The organism is Colwellia meonggei (assembly GCF_057537295.1).
The window spans coordinates 154688-177638 of the sequence record NZ_BAAJLZ010000006.1; the positions used below are offsets into that span (position 1 = coordinate 154688).

The following is a 22951-nucleotide window of genomic DNA, read 5'->3' on the forward strand; positions in this document are numbered from 1 at the left end:
GTTAATCGACGTTAATCATAGTTTGATGGCCTGCTATTTACGAGCTTGGCCAAACTAAAGGTGATGGTATGTTTGATATTGAAGTGGTTACAGAACAACACACAAAAACAATTCAAGCTAAAATTGATGGAAAAACTAAACCATTGGGCGCCTTGGGTGAGCTTGAAACGTTAGCGTTGAAAATTGCTAAAGTACAGTTAACGGCTAATTGTGCCAACATTGACCTAACTAAACTGAAAATCACTAAACCTCATCTTACTGTTTTTGCTGGAGACCATGGTGTTGCAAGCCAAGGTGTTTCCATAGCTCCAAGTGATGTTACCAGCCAGATGGTAGCGAATTTTGCGCATGGTGGTGCAGCAATCAATGTGTTTTGCCAACAATTTGGCTGGCAACTTAATGTGGTCGATGCCGGTATTCTGCATCGAGTAGAGTCATCACTGGATGTTATCGATCAGCGTTTAGGCAACATAACCCAAGCAATAAATGAACATGCGGCCCTAACAGAAGCGCAATTATTACAAGCTTTTGAATATGCAAGTCAGCACATAAAAAAGGTAAGCAATACCGGTTGTAATGTCATTGCGTTTGGTGAAATGGGCATAGGTAATACCACGATAGCATCCGCAATTATGGCAGCCATAATGCAACTACCTGCCTCTGATGTTGTAGGCCGCGGTACCGGTGTTTCTGATGAAGTGGTTTTAAAGAAGCAAAAAGTTATCGAGCAAGCACTTGCTCTTCATAAAGAGCAACTGACCGATGCTGAAGCTATTTTGCGCTGCCTAGGTGGCTTTGAAGTAGCGCAGATTACTGCTGCGATGTTAGCTGCCGCAGAACATAAAATGTTAATTGCTGTTGATGGCTTTATTTGTACGGCAAGTGCCATGCTGGCGATAGCAATTAATAAAAATGTTAAAGATTATATGGTTTTTGCTCATTGTTCTGGTGAGCAAGGGCATCAGAAAATGCTAGATTGGTTGCAAGTTGAACCATTACTTAATTTAGGCTTACGCTTAGGTGAAGGAACAGGTGCAGCCTTGTCTTTACCTTTGTTACAAGCTGCTGTCGCATTTTATAATGACATGGCAAGCTTTTCTGACGCTGAGGTAACAGATGTTACTTAGCGCTAAAATTGTTAATAAAGAGATAAATTTAATGTTATTGGCATTAAGTTTCTTCACGCGCATTCCCGTAAATATTAGAGCAGAAGTTGATGCTGAAATGTTAAATAATGCCAGTCGTTATTTTGCGTTAATTGGTATTTTGATAGGTACTTGTTCAGCGCTCGCATTTTATTTATTTGAGTTATTCTTGCCGGCAAATATTGCCTTACTGTTTGCTATGGTAGCGAGCGTGTTGCTTACTGGTGCATTTCATGAAGATGGTTGGGCCGATGTCTGGGATGGCTTTGGTGGTGGTTGGAGTGTTGAAAATAAACTGAACATAATGAAAGATAGTCGATTGGGCACTTATGGTGCTGCTGCGTTATTTTTTATTTTGTTATTAAAATACCAAGCGTTACTGGTGCTAATTGAACCAATGCTCGCCAATAGCATATCGGTATTAGCTATTTTTATATTAGGACACTGCCTGAGCCGAGTTATCGCAACAAGCTTGATTGCAGATATGCCTTACGTCAGTGAAGACGCTACTTCGAAAGTTAAGCCTCTTGCGCAAGATTTATCAGTGAACAGTTTCTTAGTTTTGTTAGCTACTGGTTTAATTGTTCTTTTACTGTTTTTACCACTAATGACGACCGTTCAACTTGTTGGTGTTTTGCTGTTATTGCGTTGGTGTATTAAAAAGTGGTTTATGAAGCAATTAGGCGGATATACCGGTGATTGTTTAGGAGCTGCCCAACAACTCAGCGAAATCATTATTTATTTATCACTTTTTGTCTTATTGCCGGAGTCGTTGTAATGAATATTAATGATGAAAAAGCTAGTCATCATCAAGCGAAAGTTCAGTTGATACTTGGTGGCGCTCGATCAGGTAAAAGTTCTCTCGCCGAACAGTATGCTGCGGCGTTAAATATGCCGGTAACTTACTTAGCAACAGGACAAGCCTTTGATGCGGAGATGGAGCAGAGAATAAAACAGCATCAGCAGCAAAGACCAGTACATTGGCAACTTATTGAGTCACCACTACTGTTGGCTAAAACGTTAGCAAGTGAACTATTAAAGGCACAAGAAAAACAAGAGAAATCCGCACTGCTAGTAGATTGCTTAACGTTATGGCTGAGTAACTGTTTGTGTTATTCAGGTGATGAGCAAAATACTGATAACGAAGAAATAAACCTCAATTATTGGCAACAAGAAAAACAGCAATTGCTTGCACTGTTAAATGATATTCAACAGCAAAAATATTTGCACATTATCTTAGTAAGTAACGAAGTTGGCCATGGCATTGTGCCGATGGGGGAGCTATCTAGGCAGTTTGTTGATCAAGCTGGCTGGTTACATCAAGCCATTGCTAAAGTTGCAGATAATGTTGAATTTGTTATGGCGGGTTTGCCACTCACTTTAAAGTCAGCAGGAGCTAGGTAAGCCAATGAAAACGCTAATGATACAAGGCACAACCTCAGACGCTGGAAAAAGTACGCTAGTTGCTGGTTTATGTCGGGTTCTCGTTAATGCTGGCATTAATGTTGCGCCGTTCAAACCACAAAATATGGCATTAAATAGTGCAGTTACAAAAGATGGTGGTGAAATAGGCCGAGCACAAGCATTACAAGCAATCGCGGCAAAAGTTGAGGCACGCGTTGATTTTAATCCTATTTTACTAAAGCCAAATAGTGACACTGGCGCGCAAGTGATAGTGCATGGTAAGGCACTATCAAACATGGAGGCGGGCAAGTATCACGACTACAAAAAAGTAGCGATGCAAGCGGTTGTTGAGTCTCATCAACGTTTGGCAAACGAACATGATGTACTGCTAGTGGAAGGAGCAGGAAGCCCAGCAGAAATTAACTTGCGTGCTCATGATATTGCCAACATGGGCTATGCCGAAAAAGTGGATTGTCCAGTTATTTTAGTGGCAGATATTGACCGCGGTGGTGTATTTGCCCATTTAGTGGGGACGCTTGAATTATTGTCGGAATCAGAGCAAGAGCGAGTTAAAGGTTTCATCATCAATCGTTTTCGCGGCGACATTAAGCTATTAGAACCTGGCTTAGATTGGCTTGAACAGCGCACAGGTAAGCCAGTTTTAGGTGTGTTGCCATATTTGCATGATTTAGCGTTAGATGCTGAAGATGCCGTCGAGCTTGATAACAAAGTTACTGAAGCAAAAGTTAAAATATTTGTTCCGCTGCTGCCACATATGAGTAACCACACTGATTTTGACCCGCTGCGATTACAGCCTAATATTGATCTGCAATATGTAAAAATTGGCCAATCACTGCAAGGGGCAGATTTAATTATTTTGCCAGGAAGTAAAAATGTTACTTCAGATTTAGCCTTTCTTAAGCAACAAGGTTGGCAGCAAGAAATTGAGCAGCATCTTCGTTATGGCGGTAAGGTCATGGGCATTTGTGGCGGCTATCAAATGTTAGGTAAGCAAATATTTGACCCTGAGCATATTGAATCTCATGTTGAGCAAGTATCAGGTTTAGGTTTGTTGGATTTTACCACCACGTTAACTCGAGAAAAAACCTTAACGCAAGTAAGTGCGAGTATGGCGTTTAACGGTGAAACCTGTCAGTTAACTGGTTATGAAATTCATTGTGGTGTTTCAACAGGGCCAGCGTTATCTAAACCACTACTACATATTGAAAGTGATGGTTTAGGCAAAAAGCAATATACACCGGATGGCTGTGTTTCTGACGGCTGTATCTCTGAAGACAATCAAATAATTGCCACGTACCTACATGGCTTTTTCGATTGCCCGGAGCCAACACAAGCGGTACTCGATTGGTTAGGTATTAAGGATTTAGTACAATCCGTTGTCGATATTAACCAGCACCGAGAAGAGCAGTTAGAGCGCTTGGCAGATATCTGCAAGCAGCATCTAGATATGGAAAAAATTCAAAGTATTATTGCACAAGGTGTTGATACGCCACGCGGTAATGGTTAAGCCTAAATTCTGAAGCTGTTGATGCTAACAGCAATAAAACTAGCTAATAAAAGTATTCGATTTAGCAATGAAAAAAATTTAAATAAGCGACAGTAAGTAAATTTCTTAGTTACTGTTTAACATAGCAAGTTCGAGGGAAGAAGGTGAGACGCCTTCACTGCCCCCGCAACGGTAATTATAGCGGTGAAACTCATCGCTACATAAGTCCGAGCACTTGAACTTGCTTAATTCACACTGTGTTTACGCAGTAATACATATGGTGCGGTGGGCATCGTTAATGAGGTCATATGAACATTAAGCAAAATAACTTTTTCAAAAAATCATTTTTATCACTAGCGATTGCTGGTGCTATGTCGGCATCGTTCACTGCTTCAGCGAATGCTGATGAAACTGTTGACGACATGGAAATTATTTCGGTAACCGCATCACGTACTCCAATGAGTATTGCAGATTCGCTAGCGAGTCAAGTTGTGATTACTCGTGCTGATATAGATCGTATTCAGCCTAAATCAGTATTAGATATATTATCAACTGTTGCTGGTCTCGATATTTCAACATCTGGTGGTCGTGGTCAAACTTCATCAGTATATATGCGTGGCGCTAACTCTGGTCACACTTTAGTTTTATTGAACGGTGTTCGTATTAGTTCCGCAAGCCTAGGTTCTACCAATGTGCAAAATATTGCCCCAGAACTTATTGAGCGTATCGAAATCGTTAAAGGGCCCCGCGCAGCTTTATGGGGTTCTGATGCTATTGGTGGTGTTATCCAAATCTTTACGCGTAAACTAAATAGCGGTGAACATTTTGTTAGCGCCAATGTTGGTAGCGAAGGCTACAGTATGCTTAATGGTGGTATTGGTATTGAGCATGGTGATGGTTTTACCAGTCTAAGTGTTGAACATGAAGAAAGTGATGGCTTTGATGCGAAAGACGATACTGAAACTGATGATGATGGTTACAGTTTTGACTCATTTGCAATCAATGGGCAGCAGCAGGTTAGCAAAGACTTACGCTTAAATTGGTTAGCGCAATTGGATCAAGGTGACACCGAATACGATAGCTCTTTTGGCGCCAATGAAAGTGAAGTTAATAACCACGTTTGGCAAATAGGTGCTAACTATAAATGGCAAGCTAATAATATTAATAACATCACACAATTTAATATTAGCCAAAGCCGCACCTCTAATATAGCTCATGGCAATGGCACCAGTAAAAGTGAAGGTACGCAATATGATACTCGTCGTAACCAATACTCATTGTTGAATAGTAGTGATCTTTCTTCGCAATGGTTATTGAACTTGGGTGCAGATTTAATTCAAGAGGAGCTTAAAGGTAGTAACGAGTATGACGAAAAAGAACGTGATACCACAGGTGTCTTTGCTCATGCTATGTTTAACGAAGGCAAGCTATCTTATGAATTAGCTGCACGTTATGATGATGTTGAAGGTATTGACTCTGAAACTACTTTCAACACCAGCGTTGGTTACCAAGTAACAGAGAGCACACAAGTAAGTTTTTCTGCAGGTACTGGTTTTAAAGCTCCTACGTTCAATGACTTATATTACCCATTAAATTGGGGTTATGTTGGCAATAAAGATCTCGTATCAGAAACTTCAACAAGTTATGAATTTAGTGTTAAAAGCCAATTCAATGCTTTATCAGTTGCCTTTAACCTTTATCAAACAGACATCGAAGACTTAATTGATTGGAGTGGTACTGATGCAGATAATAATGTAACTCCTATAAATGTTGACGATGTTGAAATTAAAGGTGCTGAAATTGGTGCAAATTATCAGGGCTTTGGTGGCGTACATCAGTTTAATGTTAGCTATATCGAAGCTGAAGATGTATCAACAGGTAAGCAGTTAGGCCGTCGTGCAAAAGAGCACGTTAGCTATCAATTTGATACAACAATTGGTAACGCGGACGTATATGCTGAAATTCAATATAAAGGTAAGCGTTATGACTACCTTTTTGGCGGCGCAGTTGTGAAGCTTGATAGCTATTCATTGGTGAACTTAGGCGTTAGCTACCCAGTTTCTGACAATGTTAAGCTGCAAGCAAAGGTGAATAACGCATTTAATGAAAATTACCAAACTTCAAGTGCTTACTTTACTCAAGAACGTGTTGCTTATTTTGGTATTACTTATCAAAACTAGTTAATTAGATAATTTTTACTCGTTTAAAGGGCACCAAATTTGGTGCCTTTATTATTTTCGATTTGCTTTAGAATATTACTTAGTTAAATTAGCGGAGCTTAATTGTGTTAGTGCATTGATACATGCTGCTTGAAGTCTGGTCATTTCAGACTCTAAAGCAATGCCAAACCTTAGTGTGTCGAGTTCATCTGAAAGTCGGCAATAAACGCCTTGCTGACATAATAAGTGATAAATCGCTTTCGCATTATTAGCTTGATGAAAGCTCAAGGTGAGAAATAAATCACAACCTTCAATGGCGCTAACTAATTCAGAAGAAAATACCTGCCATAACAATGCTTCTTGTTGTGTGCGTAGCACGTGTAATTTATCGCGTTGCTGGTTATGCCATGCTCTGTCGTTGAATGCGTGTTCTGCGATGATTTGTGCAGGGCCATTTACTTGCCACGGGCCTAACAGTTCACTAAATTTTTTGCACCAATATTTCCCCGCTACTAAAAAGCCAATGCGAATGCCGGCTAAACCAAAAAATTTGCCAAAAGAACGTAGCACTATCAGGCTATCTTCTTCACAATCACCACCAACAATAATTTCAGAACAATAAGACTGCTCGTCAGGCATAACGTCAATAAAGGCTTCATCGACAACCAACAAGCCATTAAGTTGTTTTAATCTTTGATGATATTGTTTGATGATATCGCGAGGAAAAAACTGCCCAGTTGGGTTATTCGGGTTGATGATCACAAACACACTATTTGGCTCTAATTCTGTTATATCAGGTAAAACATCATGGTAAAAATGTAGCGTGAATCCTGCTATTTCCCATGCTTGCGCATGCTCTTTATAGCCTCGTTCTGGCAAGTAAACTATTTGGGCTGCTTTATTACCTTGGCGATATAATTCTGGCAAAGCTTTGATAACTGCTTGGCTGCCATTAGTTTCCACTAATTGTGCGCATTGGTAATACTTTTTTGCCGCGACAATAAGCTCAGGTTTTTGTTGTGGTAGTTGTTGCCACGCACTTAAGGGAATATCAGGAACAGGGTAACTTATCGGGGCAATTCCGGTTGATAAGTCGAGCCAGTCAGCCATAGGGATTTTATATTTCTCAGCAACTTGCTGAAGCTGACCACCATGAATTAATGCCATTTCGTTCCTATTTCTGCTATGAATTTACTCAGTAGAGTTATTCAGAATTATCTCAAATAGATGATTAATTGAAAAATGAAAACCGCAATAAGTAGCAGTAAACTGGCTCGGCTGACGAGGCTTAAACTTGCTGGAATATCATCACTGCTAACGTTATTTCCTTTACCTAAAGTAACTGAGTTAACTTCTTTGCCATGATAATGAGCGCTGCCGCCGAGTTTTCGGTTCATTACAGTTGCACCAGCAGCCATTACCCAGCCACCATTATGACTTTTATATTGCATGCCTTGACGATAGGCATTAACGATTGCTTGAATGAAATTCCTTTGCTTCAGTCCTTGTATTGCATATAAAAGCGTACAGCACTTTCCTGAAATGAATCCTAGTAAATCGTCTAATCGAGCACTTGCATAACCAAAGTTGATAAAGCGTGAATTTTTATAGCCCCACATCGCATCTAACGTATTGGCGAGTCGATGCAAAATAACCAGTGGTGCACCGCCAATAAGATAGTAAATCAGCGATGCAATAACGGCGTCGTGACCATTTTCAAGCATAGACTCAACCGTGGCACGCGACATTTCTTGTTCGCTAAGCTGTGATGTTTCTCTACTAACAATGTAACCCGTAAAATGCCGTGTAGTTTTTAAGTCTCCCGATTTTAGCGGTTGATAAATTTGCATCGCGTGTTCTTTTAAACTGGTTAATCCCAGTGCTAAATAAAGCACAATAGCATCGATAAATACTTGCCAGTACCAAACTAAATCCTGCAAAAAATAAACATATAATATCGGTAATGGCAGCACCAATAAACACCATGCCATTGTGCCAAGTGCTTTTGTTTTTATCGGCTTTTCACCTGTGTTAACATGTGTTAAAACGCTTGAATTTTGCTGGCTAAAATTGAGCAATGCTTCTAATTGATTGGCGAGCCAACCAAAGCCAACTAAATAATGAAAACGTTTTGCTTCACCCAGTAATTTATCGAGAATAAGCGCAAGTGAAAGGGTAATTGCAAGGGAGAACTCAGGCGTTAAAATTAATGCTTTTTCAACAATTTCATTAATAAATTGACTATCCATTGCCGCTGCCAAAACCTAGCCCAGAATAAGTATGAAAATTAAATGACTACTTTTCATATTTATTCTGACACCTGCTGATTCTCAAGTTGAAAGCGCTGTTGTTGGTAGCTTAAAGTAAACAAGCAGCCGTTGTCGAACAGCTCGTAGGCATTACTATCTGAATTCACACCTAATTTAGCTAAGAAGCAACGTAATGCTTCACCATGAAATATTACCAATAAGGTTTGATTTGAGAACTTCTTGGCAAAGTTTTCTAATGCTTGATATACCCTAAATCCACAGTCGATAGCGCTTTCTCCACCTTCTGGTTTGAGTTGGGTAAACTGATGCAATAACTCATGATAACTTCCATCTTGGCTGAAACTTTCTACGTTTTTTCCTTGCCATTTCCCCAAGTTCCGCTCAGCTAAATCTGGGTGGTTATCGACAGGAACATCTAGATGGTTTTGACAAATAGCAGCAGTTTTAACTGCACGGCCTAACGGCGACGAAATAATACGAGCGATATTTTCATTTTCTAATGCTATGGCGATATTCGTTGCTTGAATTTTGCCTTGCTCAGTTAATTCGCTGTCGAGCTGGCCTTGAAACCTTTGCGTTTTATTCCACAGTGTTTGTCCGTGCCGAGCTAGAAAAAAGCGTGTAGTCATTGTTAATATTACTCTGTTTGCGCTAAGTTGCTGACAAACGGGTGGTTAAGTAGAAGCGCAGAATAACCAAATCATTCCGCTGATTCAATGCAAAAATGATTAAATGAAGTTGTTGTCGAAATTGCTTTATTGAGTATAAACCTCGCACTTAGTTCTTTAGTGCTAATAATTTGGTTATTGATTGAATAAATAGCCATCATCACGTAACATCAGCGCTGATTTAGGTGTCTTCACATTATTCTACTTTTTGAGAGAAGTTTAAGAACTGAAGGTGAAACGTGAAACTGGTGAGAAACCAGTACTGCCCCCGCAACGGTAACTGTGAGCAGCAACAAAACCACTGTATTGATAAATATGGGAAGGTGTTGCAAAAGCGATGAACAGGAGTCCGGAGACCGGCCTAAAATTACTCGACAACTGCGGTGGGCGGTCATTCAGAGCTTAGTAACTGATTTTTTGCATTATCTTATCCAATAGACAATGTGATGAGTTTAAGATTTATGACTTAGTAGCCTAGCTGTTACTGTAAAACTTTTACTTTATAAGCACTTACCAACTTTGATTTCCAACTCCGTAAATATTTATCGCACACGGGAATGTTATGAAATCAGTCAACCAAAAAACGCCAATTAGCTTACTTTTTGCAATATTTGCAGTATTAACTTTGCTAATGTTGGCAACTCGCACCCATCATTTTGCCAGTTTAAATCACTTACCTAGTGCTTCTATTGCTATTTTCTTTTTAGCGGGCATGTACTTACGCAATATGAAAGCGTTTTGGTTTTTCTATACCTTAACCTTAGTGATTGACCTTGCCTCATCGTATTTTCGCGGACAATTTGGCGACTGTATTACCACCTCTTATCCTGCGCTAGTATTGAGTTATGGGGTTATGTTTTCGGCTGGCTTTTACGCTAAACCTAGTTGGCAGCAAAGCGCATGGCAAAATAACATTATTAAAGTTGCTTTAGGCTTGTTTGTTGCTAGTTCAATTGCCTTCTTCATTTCCAATGGCAGTTACTATGCCTTGTCAGGAAAATTCCCAGAGTTGTCATGGGCTGAATATGCAACGCGTGTTGATAAGTACTATTTCCGCTCAATTTCTAATCCGGTATTTTATGTGATTTCGGCAATTGTGATTGATTTTACCATCAGCCGCTTCTTGACCGATAAAGGTTTAGCCAAATCATCACAAGATAAGGTGTAATGGCAATGAGTCAGATAGAAAAAGCGAAACCAATCCCTGCTTTTCATGGCAAACTTGAGCGCCAAACTGGCAGTGGTGCAATGTGCTCAGCCTTAATTGTTGCCGCGCCACACTCTGGCTCAGGGAAAACCACAGTAACCGCTGCGCTTGCTCGATATCATCGTAATCAAGGACGTAAAGTAACGGTGTTTAAAGTTGGTCCTGATTTTATTGATCCTATGATTTTACGCCAAGCCAGTGGTGAATTGGTTTATCAACTAGATTTATGGTTAGTTGGTGAAAAGGGCTGCCAAGAACTACTTCATCGTGCAGCTTTAGAGTCTGATCTTATTCTTATTGAAGGTGTCATGGGCTTATTCGATGGCACGCCAAGTAGTGCTGATTTGGCCCAATATTTTAATATTCCGGTGCTTGGCGTTATCGATGCCAAAGCCATGGCGCAAACATTCGCTGCGGTTACCTTTGGCCTTGCTAAGCTACGGGAGGATTTACCGTTTTCTGGTGTGATTGCCAATCGCGTTAATACCGAACGTCATGCTGAGTTATTGAGCACCAGTTTGCCGGAAGAATTTCGTTTTTACGGACGTTTACCAAAAGATGACGGTGTCACGTTACCTGAGCGCCATTTAGGTTTAGTGCAAGCACAAGAGCTAGCTGATATAGATAGCCAACTTGACCAAGCTGCTAGTCATATCGCTAAAACTGACTTGACCGAATTACCTGAACAAGTTGAGTTTTTTGCTGTGGAACATGACAGCCAAGAAGACTTTATCCATCGTGCTTTGGTGGGCACTCGCGTTATTATTGTGCGTGATCATGCTTTTAGTTTTATCTATGCTGCCAACATTGCCTTTTTAGAACAGGCTAGCGCGGAAATAATCTACTGTTCAGCACTAAATGATGCTCATTTGCCGCAAGGAGATATTTTATATATTCCGGGTGGCTATCCAGAGTTGTACGCAGAAAAGTTAGTTAGCAATGATACGTTTCTCAATGACGTAAAAGACTTTGCCGCCAGTAAAAAACCGATAATTGCTGAATGTGGCGGTATGCTGTATTTACTTGAGCAACTAACAGATATGTCAGGTCAACAAATTGCAATGCTTGGCCTTATACCAGGTAAAGCCGCAATGCAGAAAAAGCTCTCGGCAATAGGTTCGCAATGGGTTGATTTATCTGTGATAGATAAAGATAACATTGAGCCTGAAAGTTCTGCTGAAAACCAAGGTGAAATGTCTAGTAATATTATGCGCGGGCATAGTTTTCATTATTCTTGTGCCGAAATTGATTTAACGCCGATTAGCCAAACAACCCATCATCCAAGCGAACGAGCAGGCGAATATGTTTATCAGCATAACAATATACTTGCCTCTTATATGCATTGGTATTTCCCGAGTAACCCAGGTTTAACCTTACGTATTTTTAATAAAAATCGATGTTTCTAATCGATTGAAAATGCACCTATCGCTCATTAAATGAAAATATTTTCGCCAATATGCTTTAGTTAGCATTTTTTAATGAGCACAGTTTATTTAGTTTTTTGAGAGTTCTCATGACAAGCGCCATTGTTAGCAAACACACGACAAAACCTTTGCTTAAAAAAGGTCACTTAAATATAGTTTTTTTGATGGCCTTTTGGCTAACCACCTTTTTAAGTGCTGCCAGCTTACAAGCCAATGAAATGAAAATGCTTGCGTTGGTGTCTGATCGATCAGCTGCCAGTATGGTTGCGGGTGGACATCAGTTTTTAGCGACACAAAGTGTCGATAAAACATCTAGCAGTATTAATATTCGCAGTGTTAGCCAGTTAAATATTATGACTAACAAAGAAATACAGCAGCTCATTAATCAACATCAGGCGTTAGTTATTGCTGGTGTATTTGGCGAGTCAGTTGAACGTTTGTTAGCGTTAACTTACCCAGAAGGACAAACACGGTTGATGCTAAATACCGACCGACGTTTAATGGCAATACACCAAGATACCAATGGTGGTAATACCGCCAATTTGTCAAAGCAACAGTTGCAAAGTTTAATGGCGGCCTTGGATAAGAATGATTACATGTCTGCACTCAAGGCTAAACAACAGCAATGGCCAGCCTTTGCTTATTGGTTACAAGCGCGTGCTTATTGGCAAAATCGCGGTAAAGAAAATTTAGGGCATTTATTTACTTGGCTAGAAACTATTACTCAAGCAAACGCTAACTCAACTGTTTTAACTGCAGCACCAAAAATTCTGCCTTTGCAACCGATACGTTTTTATTGGCAAGAGCAACTGATCAGTCAGGCTGATTTAGCAGATAATATAACTAAAAACTTAGATAAGCCCATAGTGTTTATTGTTGATCACGATACCGGTGATCAGCCTGGGCAATGGCAGCTACATCAACAATTATGTCAGCGCCAATGGCAATGCGTTTCTGTGCTTGCTGGTTGGGGGAAGCCGAGTGAGCAAGCAATTGAAATAATGCGTAATCTAAAAATTACGCAGCCATTAGCTATTATCGCATTACAAGACTTTGTTATTGGTGGTGGTGAAGGTCGCGAGCCAGTTACGCAGAAGTTTGAAAAGTTGAACGTTCCTATATTTAAAGGCATTCGAGTAACCGAAATGAGCACTTTGGAATATCAACTTTCGCCAACAGGTTTACCGAGCGACAGTGTACATTACCGGGTGGCAATGCCTGAGCTACAAGGTGTTTCACAGCCACATGTATTGGCATTAGCTTCGAGTGCTAAGTTGGACTCATTAACCGGTGCGAGTTTATCTATAAGTGAAGTATTAACAAAAGAAGTTGCACGACTACAAGTTCGAGTAAGTGCTTGGCTAGCGCTAAGAACAACTGAAAACGCGAAGAAAAAAGTAGCCATTGTTTATTATAATCATCCGCCGGGTCGCCACAATATAGGTGCTGATAACCTCGATGTTCAACAGTCGCTTTGGCAAATATTGCAGCAATTAAAAGCGCAAGGTTATGATTTGGGCGCTGAAGCTGACTTCCCTGGTTCAGCTGAAGAACTGCTCGATATATTACAATTAAAAGCGGTGAACTTACCGCAAGATGCCACAGCATTAAATAAAATGTCACCGCTGATCAATAAAATGTCAGTAAATGATTACCAAGCGTATTTCGAAACCTTACCTAATGTTGTTAAAGCTGAAATGATTGAGGGGCCGTTAGGGCATTTACATGCTCAAGTTAACACTTATCTTTTTGCTCAAGGCCAAATTGAACTAGCACAGCTTTCAACGGTTGAGCGTAATAAGGTTTTGCAGGCGCTATTAGCCAATGTTGAAAGTACCTCGGTTGATTTACATCACGCACTTGATGGAATTCGGCACAAAGGGCGTGCCCGCGCATTAAATTTACTTGAACAGTTAACCAAGCAATACCGTCATTTAATCTCATTAAAACAGGCAAATAACAAGATTGCCGTTAAGCAATGGCAATCAGCAGAAAAACTAAAAAATGCGCTCATTGCTATGCAAATTGAAGGCATTCGTGGTTGGGGAAATGTGCCGGGGAAAACCATGGTGTGGAATAATGAAATTCTATTACCTGGTGTTCAGTTTGGTAATGTTTTCTTAGGGCCTCAGCCGCCGAGAGGGTGGGAGTTAAATGAAGAATTGTTACATGCCAATATGACTTTTCCACCACCGCATCAGTACTTGGCTTTTTATTATTATTTACGTGACTTTTTTAAAGCCAACGCCATAGTGCATTTAGGCCGGCATTCAACCTACGAGTTTTTACCTAAACGTGCGGTTGGCTTATCAGCAAGCGATTACCCGTCGCTAATTATCGAAAGTATTCCAAGTATTTACCCTTACATTGTTGATGGCGTCGGTGAAGGTATTCAAGCTAAGCGCCGCGGTATTTCGGTGATGTTAGATCATTTAACGCCACCTTTGGCCACCACTGAGCTATATGACGGCTTATTGCAGTTACGTCAACTCATTGAAAGTGCTGAGGCAGCATCTAATGACGATACCAAGAAAAAAGCGATTAAAGCGTTGCGTCATAAAATTGAAGTGCTGAATTTAACCGATGAGTTGGTTGCCAGTATGGATGAAGAGTTGCAAGTTCGTGGCATTGGTTTTGGTGAGGTTGATGATGACTTTTTACTGCATGAAGTCGGGCATTATCTCACCAAATTACAAGAAGACTTTATGCCGCTAGGTTTGCATATTTATGGTAAAGACTGGCAACAAGATGCTATTGAAACCATGATGACATCGATAGAAAAAGGCGAATTAGACTTTGACGATGAAAAACGTAATGAGATTGAGCAAAACCTGATTAAATCACCAAGCAGTGAAATGTCAGCGTTTTTAAATGCCTTAAATGGCGGGTTTGTTGCGCCAGGTAAAGGTAATGATCCGATTAGAACACCTGACGCCTTACCAACGGGACGAAATTTTTACGCGCTTGATGGCGGTTTAATACCGTCTCAGTTAGGTTTTAATACCGGTCAACAATTGGCAATTAAAGCGCGCGCAGAAAACCCTATTATTGATAAAACTCATAAAGAAGCAGTAATTTTATGGGCTTCTGATGCGGTACGTGATGAAGGGGCTATGATCGCTTTTGGTATGGATATGCTTGGCGTTCAACCAGTTTGGAATCGACGCGGCATTTTAAAATCGTTAAAACTTATTGAGCTTGATAAAACACGTAAAGAGCGTCGAGATATCGTTTTTACCACCTCTGGTTTATTCCGAGATTTATATGCTCAGCAGTTGGCGTGGTTAGATCGTTCTGTATTATTGGCATTAGCTGCCAGTAAAAATGTTATTGAACGTGATCACCCCGCGCTCATCAGTGCTTTGCATGCGGCATTAGCACCGGTTGAGCATATGCTTTCGCAACAGAGTCATCCCTTCGACGAAAGCATACAAGATAATATGGTTGCTAGTAACTGGCTTCGTGAAGCACAAGCACTCTTGCGAGCAAATAGCAGCATCAGTGCTGAGCTACTAGGCCGTCAAGCAAGTTTTCGAATTTTCGGTACTGCGCCGGGTGCGTATGGTGCGGGTATCAACCGTTTAGCAGAGCGCTCAGGCGCATGGCAGGAACGTAAGCAATTAGGCGAAGCGTATATTAAGCGTATGAGTCATGCTTATGGAGTGCCAAATGAAAATACAGCGATGGGCAGTAATGTACAAAGTTTATTCCGCCAGCAACTCGCTAATGTTAATAATACTTACCTAGGGCGTGCGAGTAATTTGTATGGCCTGATTGATAATAATGATGCCTACGATTATTTAGGTGGCTTAAATTTAGCGATTGAAACCATTGCTGGTCTACAACCTAATAGCTTTGTTATATCGCACGCAAATAATCAACAGTTGTCGATAGACCCTCTGCAAACTGCTTTATTGTCGGAGTTACGCGGGCGCTTTTTAAATCGACAATGGATCCAACCGCTGATGAAGCAAGGTTATGCGGGCGCAAGAACCATGGGTAGTGAGTTCATTGAAAACCTGTGGGGTTGGCAAGCAACAAGCCCAGAAATTATTAAGTCTTGGGTTTGGCAAGACCTAAAAGCCATTTATATTGATGACAGTTTAGCGCTTGGCCTTGATGAATTTTTACAAGCAAAGTATAACGTGCATGTGCAAAGTAATATTTTAGCAGTGATGCTTGTAGCTATTGAAAAAGGCTTTTGGCAAGCTAACCAACAAACGCAAACCGAACTTGCTGAGCAATTTGCACAAAACATTGTTAAACATGGTATTCCGGGCAGCGGCCATACGCATGCCAACCATCCTATTTATTCATTTATTAAACCTATGCTATCTGCGCCGTTACAAAAGCAACTCGAACAGGTGCTTGCTGCGGCAAACCACACACCTACCGGGGAGCAAGGCTCTGGTGTTCAGCATATTCAAGAAATAACCGCGACAACTAAGCCGTTAAAAACTAGTGAAGTTGTACCTAACGATAGTACACCTGCAACTGAAGAAAGCACTGTTAGTCAGGATGGTGAACAAGCTCAGTCATTTGAGCAGAAAGTTTTAATGCTTGGGTTAATTAGTGTGGTGTTGTTGCTAATACTATTTGGTTATATTCGAGCGCAACGTCAGTTACCTAAGTTGTCAGTTGTTGAGAAGGAAAGTTAGTATGTTATATAGTTTTTCATTAGATATTATGCATTTAATTACCTCTTGGTTGCTTCAGCCTGTGGTATGGGGCTTATTGTTTTTTACTGGCTTGGCGATTTATGAATTTGGCTTAGCATTAGGTGAACGGCTTTCGGTGATACCAGCATTACAAGCAGCAAAGCAAAAGCAAGCCTTGATCAGCCAAGGTAAAAAACGTATTGAAAGAGCCGACTTTATCACGCGCATTGCCCCTATGTTAGGTTTAATGGGCACGCTTATTCCATTAGGGCCCGGTCTTTCTGCACTTGGCTCTGGTGATATCAGTATTTTGACGACCGCGATGACGGTCGCATTTGATACCACTATTATTGGTTTATTTGCTGGTGTTATAGGTTTTGTACTGGGACGAATGCGCCGGCGTTGGTACGACAATGCGATTGGAGAATTAGAGCGATTAGAAATTACAGAAGCTGTTATCGATACTGCTAAACTAACGCCAGCAGTTGATGTTAATGCTTCAGCAAAAACAGCCTAGAGAATGCCAATGAGTGACGCATGGAGAAGTAGCCAGTTTGACAGCCAAGAACAAGAGCCGTTAGGGCCGCTTGCTAACTTGATTGATATTATGCTGGTATTTGCCTGTGGCTTAATTGCCGCTTTAGTGGCGGTAAGCCCGGATTTAGAACAACACTTTCAAATGAATAAAGCAGATAATAAAGCCATGATTCAACCTGTTGACTCGGTTGGTAAAGAAATGACCTCGCCGCCAGAAACATTACAAAATAAATTACAGAGCGAAGAAGGTTACCAAGCCATGGGACAGGTTTATCGTGACCCAGAAACAGGTAAACTGATCTTAATTAGTAACGAATAAATAAGAGTAAAGTTATGAACAACGAAGAGAAATTGGCAAATAAAGAACAAAAACATGTTGAGCGCCAAAAAAGAATTAAAGCTGAGGTTGCTGAACGTGTCGCTCAAGCGACTGAAGAACGTGGTGTTTTAGTGGTAATAACGGGTAACGGTAAGGGTAAAAGCACTTCAGGTTTTGGTACGGTTTTACGCGCTATTGGTCACGGCCAAAAAGCCGGTATTGTGCAGTTTATCAAAGGCTCGAAATGGGAATGTGGCGAAATGAACATTTTAAAGCAATTTCCTGTTAAACATCATGTCATGGGAACAGGGTTTACTTGGGAAACGCAAAGCACTGAAACCGATAAAGCCGCAGCAAAAGTTGCTTGGCAAAAGAGCAAAGAAATGCTTAGCGATGAAACGCTTGATATTGTACTACTCGACGAAATGACCTACATGGTTAAGTATGGCTATATTGAACTTGATGAAATTATTGAGACGTTGAATAATCGCCCTAAAATGCAACATGTGCTGATCACTGGGCGTGCTTGTCACCGTCGATTAATTGAATTAGCGGATACGGTTTCTGAAGTTCAACCGATAAAGCATGCTTTTAAAGCAGGTGTAAAAGCGCAAAAAGGCCTTGATTGGTAAAGTTGTTTTAATAAGTTACTCACCTTATTAAGTAATAACGGCTTTTTTAAATTTGTCATTTTTACTTTTTCTTAAATTCGATAAGAAAATACAGAATAAAAAGCAGATGACCATTGTCGTCATCTGCCATTGGTTTTTTGATTACGAGTTAAATTCATTCACATCAATATCAAGTAATTTCCCTATGCCTTCACCGTAAGCAGGATCTGCCTTATAGCAGTGCCTTAGGTGACGTAATTGAATTTCTTTTGGAACGCCATTCAAGTTGCGCGCAGTATTATCAAATAGGATTTTTTGTTTCTCAGTGGTCATTAAGCGAAATAAATCACCCGGCTGTGAGAAGTAGTCTTCATCTTCACGGTGATCCCAGTTCGCAGCTGCGCCATCTAAATTTAAAGCGGGCTCAGAAAAACCAGGTTGTTCTGCCCATTGGCCTTCATTATTAGGTTCATAGCCTAATGTGCTGCCAAAGTTACCATCAACACGCATAGCACCATCGCGGTGGTAACTATGAACAGGGCAACGCGGAGCGTTCACAGGAATGTGTTGGTGGTTAACACCCAAACGGTATCGTTGAGCATCACCGTATGAAAATAATCGACCTTGTAGCATTTTGTCAGGAGAAAAGCTTATTCCAGGAACCACGTTAGCTGGGTTAAACGCCGATTGTTCAACTTCTGCAAAGTAGTTTTCTGGATTACGATTTAGCTCAAACTCACCAACTTCAATTAATGGGTAATCTTTATGTGGCCATACTTTAGTTAAATCGAATGGGTTATAAGTTACTCTAGCAGCCTCTGCTTCAGGCATGATTTGAACTTTTAATGTCCATTTAGGGAAGTTTTGGTTATCAATGCTTTCTAATAAATCACGTTGATGACTTTCACGATCATTGCCGATAACTACTCCCGCTTCTGCATCTGATAAATTTTTAATGCCCTGTTGAGAGGCAAAATGAAATTTTACCCAATAACGTTCGTTTTTATTGTTGATGAAGCTGAAGGTATGACTACCAAAGCCATGCATATGACGATACGTTGCAGGAATACCCCGGTCACTCATAACAATCGTAACTTGGTGTAATGCTTCAGGTAATGATGTCCAAAAGTCCCAGTTATTTTTCGCGCTTCGCATATTGGTACGAGGGTCACGCTTTACTGCATGATTTAAATCAGGGAATTTTAGTGGATCACGTAAGAAAAATACTGGTGTGTTGTTGCCTACTAAATCCCAGTTACCTTCTTCCGTATAAAACTTTAAAGCAAAGCCACGAATATCACGCTCTGCGTCAGCGGCACCGCGCTCACCCGCAACGGTAGTAAAACGTGCGAATAGATCGGTTTTTTTGCCAATGTCTGAAAATATTTTTGCCTTTGTGTATTGAGTTATGTCATGGGTAACCGTAAATGTACCATAAGCTCCAGAGCCTTTTGCGTGCATACGGCGTTCGGGGATTACTTCACGATCGAAATGAGCCATTTTTTCTAAAAACCATACGTCTTGTAGAAGTTGAGGCCCGCGTTTCCCTGCGGTTTGTACATTTTGATTATGTGCAACAGGGCAGCCTGCTGCAGTGGTTAATTTCTTACTCATAATTAATTCCTCATATGTGTATTTTCAGCTCATCGGTATTAAAGCCGATCAGTGTTCAAGTAGTTTAGGTGTAAGCTGTTTTTATAACTAACTTTCCCTGAAAATATAGTAGGATTAAGCTGGTAATTAATAAATTGGATTAAATTGATTTTTATATGCAGAAAAACAGAATTACAAAAAATAATAAAAAAAGGGTAAATATAATGTCAAAGTCATATACAACTTCTGGCACCCAGTTCACTGTGCAGCCATTGATTAATGTCGTTTAAATTAACTTCTTATTTACTACATTGAGTTGTTTATTAATAGTTTTCCATATGTTTTCTCATATTATCGGGATACCTCAGTAATGCTGGATTTTGAACGAATTCATTAGGTATAGGGGGTTATGTATAGATTGTTAGGCTGATATTCGATTAGAACTGGCTAGACCTCTGCAGAATAAACTATTAACTGGATAATGTTGATTGGAGTTAAAAATGAAATATGGACTTTTTGTTATCAACTTATTATTAATTGGCTGTGGGGAGCGAAAAGAAAGTTGTGCAGATGTGTTAATGATTATAAAGCTCATTGAAGAAAATACCGATACCCAACAGAACAAACTCACAGGTTTAAAAATTAAATTAGCAAATGAGCAAAATGAAATTTAGTAGAGAACTATTCAAAAAACGGTAGATTTAATAAATCAAAAAATTATTAAAAACAATGAAACGATTCAGGAAATAAACCGCAAAAATCAACGGTGCTATTCCAGCTAACAAGTCAATCAAACTAGATGGCTAACACTTTCCTCGATCCCAATTTTTTCACACTTTGCAAAGTAATAATTCACCTCTTAAGTATGCTCAGGCAATAGCATTAAGTACTGGTTTACGCAGAATAATCTCAGTTAACTTCTCATGATTTTGACAAAAAAGTTTGTAAAGTTGCATTTGGTTTTTTGCTCGCATTAAATTGTGCTCAGAGTATTGAGTTTTAAAATACTGATCGCCATTAAGGTAGTCAGTTAAAAATCGTATGCTGAGCATAAATGGCATTAATTTTACACCGATTAGTAAGCTACTGCGTTCTATATCAGTTAAGGTTTCTGCTAAGCCATTAATATATGCTTCGGTAAGAACACTAAGTGTTTTAAAGTTGATTGTCATGCTGTTAATTTCTGCACTGTCTTCAGGCAATGAACTACAACAAGTGCGAACCATGTCACCGAAGTCATGCATCAAATATCCTGCCATACAAGTATCTAAATCAATCACTGCCGTGGGTTTATTAGTTTCATAACTAAATAGCAGATTGTTTATTTTTGTATCGTTATGGGTGACTCGTAACGGCAATATTTTAATATATTCTTTTACTTCCTGACAAAATGCTTTTTGTGAATGGATATAATCTATTAGTGATTGTGCTTGTTTTTTACGTTCTGATTCTGATTGGCTAATAGCATTCTCAAGCTGCGTTAGGCGCGCTGTTAAGTTGTGAAAATCAGGAATAATACTCGCTAAATTTTTACTGTTAAAATCGCTAAGTGCCGAAGTGAATTGTGCAAAGGCATTGGCAACAAGCTTTGCCTGTTGATTATTTTCAATTTTTTCTAGGGTATAACAGTTTTCTATAAGGCGCATACAACGCCAATATTCGCCATTATCTAAAACATGATTTTTTTTATCATTCGTTTTATATTGTTGAGTTGGCTGCATCGCATATTGATTGGCTGTTTGTTTAATATTTAAGTGCCGATTAATATCATCGGCATTATTAAAAACATGCTCGGGCTGTTTAAAAACTTGATTGTTTAGCTGCTGTAATACAACACTTTTTTTACCTGTATTTACTAGGTATGTGGTATTTATAAGCCCGTTTCCTAATGGTGTTACGACACAGTCTTTTTCAGAATAGCCAAAAGCGTTTAGAACGATAGATAATGATGTTGTTTGATTTGAACTCATACTGTGTGCAGGTACTCTTTGCGGCTGGACTTACATATAGCGAAACTATGCTATATGTTAAGGCATTGTTGACCAGATAGAAAGGTATACAATTTGCCAGTACCTAGGCTACTTTTCTTGCGTTGATATTGGTAGGGCAATAGTGAAACAAGCACCAGAAGTTTTGGTAATCGCACTGTCGAACTGTTGTTTGTCATTTGGCGCTATTGGAAAATCCGCTTTATTATTTACCTGAATCGTACCATTGTGCCAATGAACAACCTTGGCAGTTATGGCTAGGCCAAGGCCAAAATGACCGAGTTCTCGGGAACGATCGACATCTAGCTTCACAAATGGATCAAAAATGTTATCAATACTTTCCTCAGGTATGCCCTTACCATCATCTTTTATATTGATATAAAGCTGGTTTCCACGCCGGTAGCTGGCTAATAAAATTTCGTTGTTAGCATATTGAACGGCGTTGCTAATTAGGTTTTGAATCGCACGATAACACCAATGAAAGTCGAGTGATAATATTACAGGGTTCTTTGTTAACTCATCACTTGCGTGATAGTTCAAGGTAACATTATGCTGCTCAGCTAAGGCTTGAAAATCGGTATTGATGGTTTTTAGGAAGTCATTGATATTGATTGCTTCAAGCTTTAAGTGAAAGCCTTGACGTTCCATACCTGCATACTCTAAAAATGCCGTTGTCATATCTTCCATTCGAGTAAGTTCTGTTTCCATTCGTGCTAAATACTGATCTTTTTTAGTTAGATCTTTTGTATCCATTGCTGCTTCAACACCAAACCGTAAGCAGGACATTGGCGTGCGAATATCATGTGACATGCTACGAGCGAGAATTTTATTATCAGCAACAAGTTTCTCTATTTGCGCTGCCATTCGGTTAAAACTACTCTCTAACATGCTGATATAAGAAAGGCGGTTTAATGGCATACGCGCACTTAGATTGCCTGCGCCTATATTAGCCGCAGTTTGGGTTAACAAGTAAAGACGACGTGTTAAAGGGAATAACCAAGCCAGTAAAATTATACAAACCCCTAAATATAAAGTGGCAGTTAATATCATGTCTATTTTGTGTTCTTCAACTGTGGTTACTGGCAAAGAAAGTTGGATAACATAATCAGGGTATTTCGACACTTGTTTTAACAAATAAGGTTGTGTTTCAGACGCTAATAACAATCCGCCAGTTTGAGATAGTTGTGGTGTTAATTCATGAGGTAAAGCGATGTTTTTACTTTTATCTAACTGCAGCGCCAACTGGTAATCTTGACTTATTTGTTGACTAAAACGTGCTAAGTTGTTCTTGTCTTGCGATGATAATTGACGATCGAAACCTTCAATTAATTGGTGATACAAAGCATATTCACTTTGTGCTTGAGTGGGAGTTTGTTTGGCGACAATTTTATCAAGCCCCCAAGTTATGATAAACAAAGAGCCAATAACGGTTAAAATGATGCTGATATATAAACGGCGCAT

At 39.8% G+C, this 22951-nt stretch carries 18 protein-coding genes and 2 riboswitches; of the genes, 12 read left to right on the forward strand and 6 right to left on the reverse strand.

All coding sequences use genetic code 11. From position 1 onward, the window contains the following. Positions 1–68: 68 nt before the first annotated feature. The 5 genes from cobT (at position 69) to AC27E9_RS14985 (ending at position 6236) form a co-directional block, all read left to right on the forward strand. Positions 69–1127, forward strand: coding sequence for a nicotinate-nucleotide--dimethylbenzimidazole phosphoribosyltransferase (gene cobT, locus AC27E9_RS14965; protein ID WP_487131532.1), 1059 nt, complete (start codon positions 69–71; stop codon positions 1125–1127). Then, positions 1117–1923, forward strand: coding sequence for an adenosylcobinamide-GDP ribazoletransferase (locus AC27E9_RS14970; RefSeq protein ID WP_487131534.1), 807 nt, complete (start codon positions 1117–1119; stop codon positions 1921–1923). The genes cobT and AC27E9_RS14970 overlap by 11 nt, the downstream gene beginning before the upstream one ends. Continuing rightward, positions 1923–2549, forward strand: a complete 627-nt coding sequence (cobU, locus tag AC27E9_RS14975; RefSeq protein ID WP_487131536.1) for a bifunctional adenosylcobinamide kinase/adenosylcobinamide-phosphate guanylyltransferase — start codon at positions 1923–1925, stop codon at positions 2547–2549. The genes AC27E9_RS14970 and cobU overlap by 1 nt, the downstream gene beginning before the upstream one ends. 4 nt (positions 2550–2553) lie before the next feature. Further along, the gene (locus AC27E9_RS14980; protein ID WP_487131538.1) at positions 2554–4077 is read left to right on the forward strand and encodes a cobyric acid synthase; all 1524 of its coding nucleotides are present in this window, start codon (positions 2554–2556) and stop codon (positions 4075–4077) included. Positions 4078–4160: 83 nt separating this feature from the next. Then, positions 4161–4313, forward strand: a riboswitch (cobalamin riboswitch). Positions 4314–4364: 51 nt separating this feature from the next. Beyond that, positions 4365–6236 carry a TonB-dependent receptor domain-containing protein gene (locus tag AC27E9_RS14985; protein ID WP_487131540.1) on the forward strand — a complete coding sequence of 624 codons (1872 nt, stop codon included), beginning with the start codon at positions 4365–4367 and terminating at the stop codon, positions 6234–6236. 75 nt (positions 6237–6311) lie between these two features. On the opposite strand, the gene cobD is transcribed toward AC27E9_RS14985, so the two are convergent. Genes cobD through AC27E9_RS15000 form a run of 3 tightly spaced genes read right to left on the reverse strand, consistent with a single transcriptional unit; the run spans position 6312 to position 9114 of the window. Beyond that, positions 6312–7382, reverse strand: coding sequence for a threonine-phosphate decarboxylase CobD (gene cobD / locus AC27E9_RS14990; protein ID WP_487131542.1), 1071 nt, complete (start codon positions 7380–7382; stop codon positions 6312–6314). A gap of 47 nt (positions 7383–7429) precedes the next feature. After that, a complete protein-coding gene (locus tag AC27E9_RS14995) occupies positions 7430–8464 on the reverse strand; it encodes a cobalamin biosynthesis protein CobD/CbiB (protein ID WP_487131544.1) in 1035 nt (344 codons plus the stop codon). Between the two features lie 59 nt (positions 8465–8523). Further along, positions 8524–9114 carry a histidine phosphatase family protein gene (locus tag AC27E9_RS15000; RefSeq protein ID WP_487131546.1) on the reverse strand — a complete coding sequence of 197 codons (591 nt, stop codon included), beginning with the start codon at positions 9112–9114 and terminating at the stop codon, positions 8524–8526. Between the two features lie 205 nt (positions 9115–9319). Further along, positions 9320–9532: riboswitch (cobalamin riboswitch) on the forward strand. A gap of 183 nt (positions 9533–9715) precedes the next feature. Here AC27E9_RS15000 and AC27E9_RS15005 point away from each other — a divergent pair. From AC27E9_RS15005 to cobO, 6 genes are all read left to right on the forward strand, one after another. Further along, the gene (locus tag AC27E9_RS15005; protein WP_487131548.1) at positions 9716–10321 is read left to right on the forward strand and encodes a hypothetical protein; all 606 of its coding nucleotides are present in this window, start codon (positions 9716–9718) and stop codon (positions 10319–10321) included. Positions 10322–10326: 5 nt separating this feature from the next. Continuing rightward, positions 10327–11766, forward strand: coding sequence for a cobyrinic acid a,c-diamide synthase CobB (locus AC27E9_RS15010; RefSeq protein ID WP_487131550.1), 1440 nt, complete (start codon positions 10327–10329; stop codon positions 11764–11766). A gap of 107 nt (positions 11767–11873) precedes the next feature. Next, complete coding sequence (locus AC27E9_RS15015) at positions 11874–16442, forward strand: cobaltochelatase subunit CobN (protein WP_487131552.1); 4569 nt, start codon at positions 11874–11876, stop codon at positions 16440–16442. Position 16443: 1 nt separating this feature from the next. Beyond that, on the forward strand, positions 16444–16959 hold the full coding sequence (locus tag AC27E9_RS15020; protein ID WP_487131554.1) for a MotA/TolQ/ExbB proton channel family protein: 516 nt from the start codon (positions 16444–16446) through the stop codon (positions 16957–16959). 9 nt (positions 16960–16968) lie between these two features. Further along, positions 16969–17298: a DUF2149 domain-containing protein gene (locus tag AC27E9_RS15025; protein ID WP_487131556.1), complete on the forward strand. Its 330-nt coding sequence runs from the start codon at positions 16969–16971 to the stop codon at positions 17296–17298. A gap of 14 nt (positions 17299–17312) precedes the next feature. Continuing rightward, the gene (cobO, locus tag AC27E9_RS15030) at positions 17313–17930 is read left to right on the forward strand and encodes a cob(I)yrinic acid a,c-diamide adenosyltransferase (RefSeq protein ID WP_487131558.1); all 618 of its coding nucleotides are present in this window, start codon (positions 17313–17315) and stop codon (positions 17928–17930) included. A 141-nt stretch (positions 17931–18071) separates the two neighbouring features. On the opposite strand, the gene katE2 is transcribed toward cobO, so the two are convergent. Beyond that, positions 18072–19523 (reverse strand): catalase KatE2, encoded by a 1452-nt coding sequence (katE2, locus tag AC27E9_RS15035; protein ID WP_487131560.1) that lies wholly within the window; start codon positions 19521–19523, stop codon positions 18072–18074. Between the two features lie 479 nt (positions 19524–20002). On the opposite strand from katE2, the gene AC27E9_RS15040 reads away from it, so the two are divergent. Continuing rightward, positions 20003–20176, forward strand: coding sequence for a hypothetical protein (locus AC27E9_RS15040; RefSeq protein WP_487131561.1), 174 nt, complete (start codon positions 20003–20005; stop codon positions 20174–20176). 195 nt (positions 20177–20371) lie between these two features. Here the strand turns inward: AC27E9_RS15040 and AC27E9_RS15045 are convergent, their stop codons facing one another. Then, positions 20372–21472 (reverse strand): phosphotransferase enzyme family protein, encoded by a 1101-nt coding sequence (locus AC27E9_RS15045; protein WP_487131562.1) that lies wholly within the window; start codon positions 21470–21472, stop codon positions 20372–20374. Positions 21473–21580: 108 nt separating this feature from the next. After that, entirely contained in the window at positions 21581–22951 is a 1371-nt protein-coding gene (locus AC27E9_RS15050; protein ID WP_487131564.1) for a HAMP domain-containing sensor histidine kinase, read from the reverse strand.